At 70.1% G+C, this 7753-nt stretch carries 5 protein-coding genes; all 5 read left to right on the top strand.

From position 1 onward, the window contains the following. Nucleotides 1-2976 (top strand): type VI secretion system Vgr family protein (locus tag QFW77_RS04965; RefSeq protein ID WP_280573241.1); only part of this gene is annotated, 2976 nt, incomplete at its 5' end. Then, nucleotides 2973-4412, top strand: a complete 1440-nt coding sequence (locus QFW77_RS04960; RefSeq protein WP_280573240.1) for a hypothetical protein — start codon at nt 2973-2975, stop codon at nt 4410-4412. The genes QFW77_RS04965 and QFW77_RS04960, both read left to right, overlap by 4 nt. 20 nt (nt 4413-4432) lie before the next feature. After that, nucleotides 4433-5473, top strand: coding sequence for a PoNe immunity protein domain-containing protein (locus QFW77_RS04955; protein WP_280573239.1), 1041 nt, complete (start codon nt 4433-4435; stop codon nt 5471-5473). A 62-nt stretch (nt 5474-5535) separates the two neighbouring features. Beyond that, nucleotides 5536-6009, top strand: a complete 474-nt coding sequence (locus QFW77_RS04950) for a hypothetical protein (protein ID WP_280573238.1) — start codon at nt 5536-5538, stop codon at nt 6007-6009. 12 nt (nt 6010-6021) lie between these two features. Continuing rightward, on the top strand, nt 6022-7753 hold a 1732-nt coding region (locus QFW77_RS04945), incomplete at its 3' end, for a type VI secretion system Vgr family protein (protein ID WP_280573237.1).

The raw sequence follows: 7753 nt of genomic DNA, 5'->3' as shown, positions 1-7753 counted from the left end.
GCGCTCGCCGCGCTCGCGGTACCGTCGCAACATGCGCGCCTGATCCAGCTCGACGCCCCGGTCCCGGGGCTGGTGGTGGAACGGTTCGACGGCAGCGAGGCAGTCTGCGCGCCGTTCCGTTTCGTGATCGACGTGTTTTCCACCTCGGCGTTCGTCGACACCGCCGAGCTGCCCGGACGGCGGCTCGGCCTGCGCCTGCACCGTGCAGAGGGCGGCGAGCGCAGCTGGCACGGCGTGTGCACCGCGGTGGCGCCCCTGGGCGCCGACGGCGGCCTGGCCCGCTACCGGTTGACCATGGAGCCCTGGACCGCGCTGCTGGCGCACCGGCGCAACGCGCTGGTGTTCCAGGACCTCGACGTGCGCGGGGTGCTGGAGCGCGTGTTCGCGGACTACTCGATGGCCGCGTTCCGCTTCGACATCGACGGCGCCCTGCCGGTGCGCGCGATCACCACCCAGTACCGCGAAAGCGACTGGGACTTCGTCACCCGCCTGCTGGCCGAAGCCGGCCTGGCCTGGCGCTACGAGCACGACCAGTCCGCAGGCGAAGACGATGGCGGCGACGACGGCGCCCGCCACACCCTGGTGATCTTCGATGCCCAGGCCGAGGTTCCCGACGCCGGCACGCTGCGCTTCCATCGCAGCGCCGCCACCGAGACCCGCGACGCCATCGGCGCCTTCACCGAGCTGCGCCAGCTGGCGCCCAACCGCAGCCATGCCGCCAGCTGGCACAGCGCGCAGCTGGCGAGCGTTGCCGGGCAGTGCGAAGCCGACGCCGGCGGACTGCCGGCGCTCGAGGTCTTCGTGCAGCCGCGCGCCGGCCGCTTCGAGCAGGGCGGCCAGGCCCAGGCCGAAGCCGCAAGACGCCTGGACGCGCTGCGGCTGCCGGTGGCGCTGCATCACGGCGCGGGCAGCGCGCGCGCCATCGCCGCCGGCAATACGTTCACGCTCAGCCAGCATTCCGGCCACGAGGGCCGGGCGTTCCTGCCGCTGCGGGTGACCCACGTAGCGGCGAACAACCTCGGCAGCGGCATCACCGCCCTGCTCGCCTCGCCCGACCTGGAGCGCGGCAGCTATCGCAACCGTTTCGTCGCGGTGCCCGCCGGCACGCCGGTGGCGCCGCTGCCGCGCGACCGCCCGACCGTGCACGGCCCGCAGACCGCCCGCGTGGTCGGCCTGCCCGAAGCCGCGGTCAGCCCCAGCCGCGACCACCAGGTGCGCATCCAGCTCGCCTGGCAGCGCGGCCCCCGGCCCAACCCGGGCGGGCTGCAGGACAGCGGCAGCGAGCACCCGGGCCACGCCCCCGGCGATGCCACCTCCGGCACCTGGGTACCGGTGGCGGAGTGGGTCGCCGGCCCCAACTGGGGCAGCCACTTCCTGCCGCGGGTGGGCGCCGAGGTGCTGGTGGAGTTCCTGCATGGCGACATCGACCAGCCGCGGGTGACCGGCCAGCTGTACAACGGCGAGGTCGCCCCGCCCTTCGCCGGCGGCATCGATGGCCCGTCCAACCATCCCGGCACCCTGAGCGGGCTGCACAGCCGCGCCCACGACGGCAGCGGCAGCCAGCAGTGGGTGCTCGACGACACCCCGGGCCAGCTGCGCACCCGGCTGCAGACCAGCCTGGCCGACAGCCGCCTGGAGCTGGGCTACCTGGTGCAGCACCAGGACGGCGCGCGCGGCGGCCTGCGCGGCCGGGGCATGGAGCTGGCCAGCGCCGGCTGGGGCAACGTCCACGCCGGCCAGGGCCTGCTGCTGTCCAGCACCGCGCGTGCCGGGGCCGCCTCGACCCAGATGGACATGGCCGAGGCGGTGGCCCAGCTCAAGGGCGCCGAGCGCACCGCCGAGAGCCTGCACGAGACCATGCTGCAGCAGCAGGTGCCGGGGTTCGACTCCAACCAGCGCCTCACCGCGCTCCGCGAAGCGCTGGATGCCGAGGTCGACGGCAAATACGCCGGCAGCGTCGCCGGCCAGTCCGCGATGAAGCCGGCGGCGGGCGGGCGCGAACCGGGCCAGGACCCGGTCGAGCGCTTCGCCGACCCGAAGCTGGTCGCCGAATCGCCGGAATCGATCGCGTTCGCGACCCGGAAGAGCGCGGTCGCCTACGCCGGCGGCGCCCTGCACCTGACCGCACAGGCCGACGTCCAGCTCAGCGCCGGCCAGACCTTCGCCTCGGTCGCCGGCCAGCACGCCGCGCTCTACGCCCACGCCGGCCCGATCCGCGCGATCGCCGCCAACGGCCCGCTCAGCCTGCAGGCCCACACCGGTCCGCTGGAGGTGCTGGCCGACCAGTCGGTCACCCTCACCGCCACCGACGAACGCATCGACGTGCTGGCGCAGAAGAAGATCGTGCTGCAGGCCGGACAGGTGCAGGTGACGCTGGAGGACGGGAACATCACCTTCGCGTGTCCGGGGGAGTTCCGGGTCAAGGCGGGGGAGCATCCGTTCCGGGGTGGCGCGAGCGGCGATGCCGCCCTGACCGCATTGCCGGTGGGCCTGGCTCAGCGCACCCTGGAACTCGAGTTCGACTACGCGGACCTCAAGCCGGTCGAGGGTGCGCCCTACCTGGTCGTATTCGACGACGGTACCCGCCGCGAGGGCACCCTCGATGGCGACGGCCGGGCCACCATCGAGAACCCGCCCGGGCCCGGGCGCGCGTTCTTCGGCTACGACGCGCGCGACGCGTTCCCCTACCCGGAGCGGCCGGCCAACCCGATCTTCGGTTTCGTGCCGAGCAGCGCAGAGGACGCCCAGCAGGCGCTCGAACGCTATGCGCAGGCCGAGGCCGAGTTCATGGAAGACAACTTCTTCCCCGACGAGGTCGCGGCGGCCTACAGCGGCGAGCTTGAGTACGAGGACCTGACCAGCCAGTACGACTACGACGACGAATCCGAGCCGCACGAGCACGAAGAGGAGGATCCGGGCGCGCACGAGGAAGTGCTGATTGCCGACAATGCCCCACCCACGGAGGACGCCGCATGACCGCCAACGTCGCGCTCCAGCGCGCCGAGGACGACACCCTCGCCGAGATCCTGACCTGGATGCAGGAAGTGGTGGAAGGCCGCGGCGACTCCGCCGCCCAGATGATCGTCTCCGTCGTACTGGGCTGCATCCCCTACGTGGGCCAGGCCGTCGACGCCTACAACATCGTGCGCAGCGTCCACGGCCTGACCAAGGCGCCCGACAGCGCCGACAACTGGATCAACCTGGCGCTGTCCCTGATCGCCGTGGTCCCGCTGTTCGGCGATGCGTTGAAGAACGCCTTCCTGATGATGCGCCAGGGCCGAAAGATGGGCCGCGTCCTCGACGCACTGCCCAACCATCTGCGCGGCAACGTGGAACGCTGGTTCCGGCAGCTCGACTGGGCCCGCTATACCCGCGAGCTGACCGCCACCTTCGGCAGGATCATGACCGGCATGATCGACGTGCTGGAGAACCGTGTCACCCGCTGGGTCCTTGGCCGCGAAGGCGTAGATGCCCTGGTCCGGCAGTTGCGCCAGCTGCAGCAGGCCGCCCCGCGCCGGATCCAGGAGGCGATGGACTCGCTGCGGCAATCGCACCAGCGCGCACTGCAGGACCCCTTGCCCACCACCGCCGGCAACTCCACCCGCAGCCCGAACACCCAGCGCCGCGCCACGCCCGGCACCCAGACCGGCGGCAACGTGCGCACCACCACCGCGGGCACCGGCACGCCCGCCAGCGGCCAGGCCAGGACCACGCAGCGGCAGAGCACCGCCGCCGCCATGGGGCGGCAGGCGATCGGCGTGTCGGGCGAACACATCGCCGACTACTACTTCGTACGGCGCCAGCGCCGCCGCGCCAAGGTCAGCCATCGCGGTACCCTGTACGAGATGAAGCAGCCCAACGGCGCGCTGAGTCTCGGCCACCACGGCATCGACCACGTCTGGCATGCCAGCAACCTGCCGCACAAATACCGCGTCAGCGACACCAAGGGTTCCGGCGCGCCGTTCCACCGCCGTCTGGAAACCGCGCAACAGGTGTGGCAGGCGCTGGAATACGGCATCGACGCCTACCTGGGCGAGGAGGACGAGAACCGGGTGCGGCACTCGGTTGGCAGCACGCGCGGCGATGGGAAGCAGATGAGCCACCGGTGGATTGCGGCGAAGATTGGTCGCGCCCAGCTAACTTCCACCGCAAGTGCCGAGTTACTTCCGAAGGTTGAAGCTTGGCGCCGCTCCGATTTCAAGCTTGGGGCCCAAGCGACGTTTGAGGGTGGCCAGATGCAGCGCAGTTTGGTGAAGTGTCCCTACGACCGTAGCCTGATCACCGTAGTGGGGCCAAATCACAATCGGCACCAGCGCGCACGTGGCAGTACCAGCGGGCGTTGCGCTAAGCCCTCCACAAGCCACCAGATCGGAACTGAGTTCGTGCTACCCAATCACATCCTCCGCGAGTAACTCCACCGATGACGCTACCGATGCCGGACTGGCAGGCGTGGTACGCCACCAAAATTCCAGCAGCCGCCTTCTACGAACGACGCGAGTCGTACCTTCGGCAGGCGACGTACGCCAAGCGTTTCGATGACAAGCTTGGCGGAATCGCCATGGTTACAACAGATCTTCCAAAGTACTCAGCCAAAGCCCGACCCGGCGGCCTCATGACCTCAACGCAACAGCGGCTATGGGACGTCTTAGACTGGATGAGCCTCCAGTACTCGGCCGGCGCATCGGTTTCACTTCTCGCCGAGATCTGGCCCTCCGCACTGGAGTGGGCTGAGGAGTACGGCCGCTTCCACGCGAATTACCACACTTCCGACGAGAACACTTCCGGAGACGTCACGCCGCATGTGGCGTTAGTCTCGGAAGAATACTGGATCGTGGCCCTGCGACTGGTCTGCTTCGGCCTGCTCACCGGTCACGCCGACCGGATGCCCCGGGTAATGGCTTTCATCGACTACGCCAATGCGGATCTCGACCTGTACGACGGCCTGCTGGAACGGCTGGTCGCGCAGTGGGTACCGGGTCGCCCAATTCCCGACAAGGCCATCCGCCACCTGCCCTACCGCAAGCTGTTCAAGGTATTCGACGCCGAGCCGGCGGATCGCCCTGCCCTGATGGCCAAGTACATGGACGAGTGGTACCACGCCAGCCGGCGGGAGCCCTATATCGACCAGCACGGCGAGGCCGACACCGTGTTCTACGGCTACTGGGCCTGGGAGGCCGCGGCCACCACCTTCGTGCTCGGCATCGACGACAGCAGCTACCGTGACATGCAGTTCTACCCGAAGGACCTGGCCGAGTACGCTCGACTGCGAGCCAGTGCGGCCGACGCCCCGCCCCGAGTTGAGCGCGTGCCCGCCGGAGAGCCCAGCCCCAGAACCGGATGGTGGCATACCCCCGCCCAACCTGGCTCACGCCGCCACTTCAAGGCCGGCGATGTCTTTCCGAAGGTCGAGGGCAGCCAGTACGGCGAGACGTTCTGGCTCTGGGCTCAGGATCAAAGCACGCCCGCCCTGTGACTCCCGGACACGACAATCGCCCCGAAGCTTCGTTTCTGGGTAGCCTGGGCCGGACGACAAAATTGTTGCTATCGATTGCCGCCCTGATTGGCATCGCCTTCAGTGGTTTCGTTTGGCAGGGCGCCCAGAGGGAAGAAGTTCGACAGGCCGAGCAAGCTCGCGATGCCGCGGTCGAGAAACAGAACGATCTTCTGCGGGAACTGGAAGGACTGCGCTCCCAAGTTCGAACAGGCGCAAAGGGCGTGCAGTGTCTGAACGTCCTGCCAAGCTGGGAGAGAGAACTCACCTCCTGCCGAGCCACGCTTGGCCGATTACAAGCGAACGGAGGGATCTTTCAGCGCATTGAGGCGCTACAGCGTTCGAGCGAGCGCCTCAAGCAAGAAAGCAATTACATCATTCGCCCTGGCTTGTCGGTCAACAGGAAGGAGTCGCTGAACGAAGGCGAGAAGTCCGAGCTTGAGGACTTGACCCGTCGCGACATCCAGATCCATCAGCAGATTCTCGATCTGCAAGAGCGCTTGCACTGTGGAAATTGAGGCGCAACGCGCGTGTCTTCTTTTCCAGTAGGAGCGCTCGCCGCGCTCGCGGTACCGTCGCAACATGCGCGCCTGATCCAGCTCGACGCCCCGGTCCCGGGGCTGGTGGTGGAACGGTTCGACGGCAGCGAGGCAGTCTGCGCGCCGTTCCGTTTCGTGATCGACGTGTTTTCCACCTCGGCGTTCGTCGACACCGCCGAGCTGCCCGGACGGCGGCTCGGCCTGCGCCTGCACCGTGCAGAGGGCGGCGAGCGCAGCTGGCACGGCGTGTGCACCGCGGTGGCGCCCCTGGGCGCCGACGGCGGCCTGGCCCGCTACCGGTTGACCATGGAGCCCTGGACCGCGCTGCTGGCGCACCGGCGCAACGCGCTGGTGTTCCAGGACCTCGACGTGCGCGGGGTGCTGGAGCGCGTGTTCGCGGACTACTCGATGGCCGCGTTCCGCTTCGACATCGACGGCGCCCTGCCGGTGCGCGCGATCACCACCCAGTACCGCGAAAGCGACTGGGACTTCGTCACCCGCCTGCTGGCCGAAGCCGGCCTGGCCTGGCGCTACGAGCACGACCAGTCCGCAGGCGAAGACGATGGCGGCGACGACGGCGCCCGCCACACCCTGGTGATCTTCGATGCCCAGGCCGAGGTTCCCGACGCCGGCACGCTGCGCTTCCATCGCAGCGCCGCCACCGAGACCCGCGACGCCATCGGCGCCTTCACCGAGCTGCGCCAGCTGGCGCCCAACCGCAGCCATGCCGCCAGCTGGCACAGCGCGCAGCTGGCGAGCGTTGCCGGGCAGTGCGAAGCCGACGCCGGCGGACTGCCGGCGCTCGAGGTCTTCGTGCAGCCGCGCGCCGGCCGCTTCGAGCAGGGCGGCCAGGCCCAGGCCGAAGCCGCAAGACGCCTGGACGCGCTGCGGCTGCCGGTGGCGCTGCATCACGGCGCGGGCAGCGCGCGCGCCATCGCCGCCGGCAATACGTTCACGCTCAGCCAGCATTCCGGCCACGAGGGCCGGGCGTTCCTGCCGCTGCGGGTGACCCACGTAGCGGCGAACAACCTCGGCAGCGGCATCACCGCCCTGCTCGCCTCGCCCGACCTGGAGCGCGGCAGCTATCGCAACCGTTTCGTCGCGGTGCCCGCCGGCACGCCGGTGGCGCCGCTGCCGCGCGACCGCCCGACCGTGCACGGCCCGCAGACCGCCCGCGTGGTCGGCCTGCCCGAAGCCGCGGTCAGCCCCAGCCGCGACCACCAGGTGCGCATCCAGCTCGCCTGGCAGCGCGGCCCCCGGCCCAACCCGGGCGGGCTGCAGGACAGCGGCAGCGAGCACCCGGGCCACGCCCCCGGCGATGCCACCTCCGGCACCTGGGTACCGGTGGCGGAGTGGGTCGCCGGCCCCAACTGGGGCAGCCACTTCCTGCCGCGGGTGGGCGCCGAGGTGCTGGTGGAGTTCCTGCATGGCGACATCGACCAGCCGCGGGTGACCGGCCAGCTGTACAACGGCGAGGTCGCCCCGCCCTTCGCCGGCGGCATCGATGGCCCGTCCAACCATCCCGGCACCCTGAGCGGGCTGCACAGCCGCGCCCACGACGGCAGCGGCAGCCAGCAGTGGGTGCTCGACGACACCCCGGGCCAGCTGCGCACCCGGCTGCAGACCAGCCTGGCCGACAGCCGCCTGGAGCTGGGCTACCTGGTGCAGCACCAGGACGGCGCGCGCGGCGGCCTGCGCGGCCGGGGCATGGAGCTGGCCAGCG

Source organism: Luteimonas endophytica, from assembly GCF_029887875.1.
GTDB classification, from domain to species: Bacteria; Pseudomonadota; Gammaproteobacteria; order Xanthomonadales; family Xanthomonadaceae; genus Luteimonas; species Luteimonas endophytica.
The sequence above is the reverse complement of the archived record's forward strand: the minus strand, read 5'-3'. Positions and strand labels throughout refer to the sequence as shown.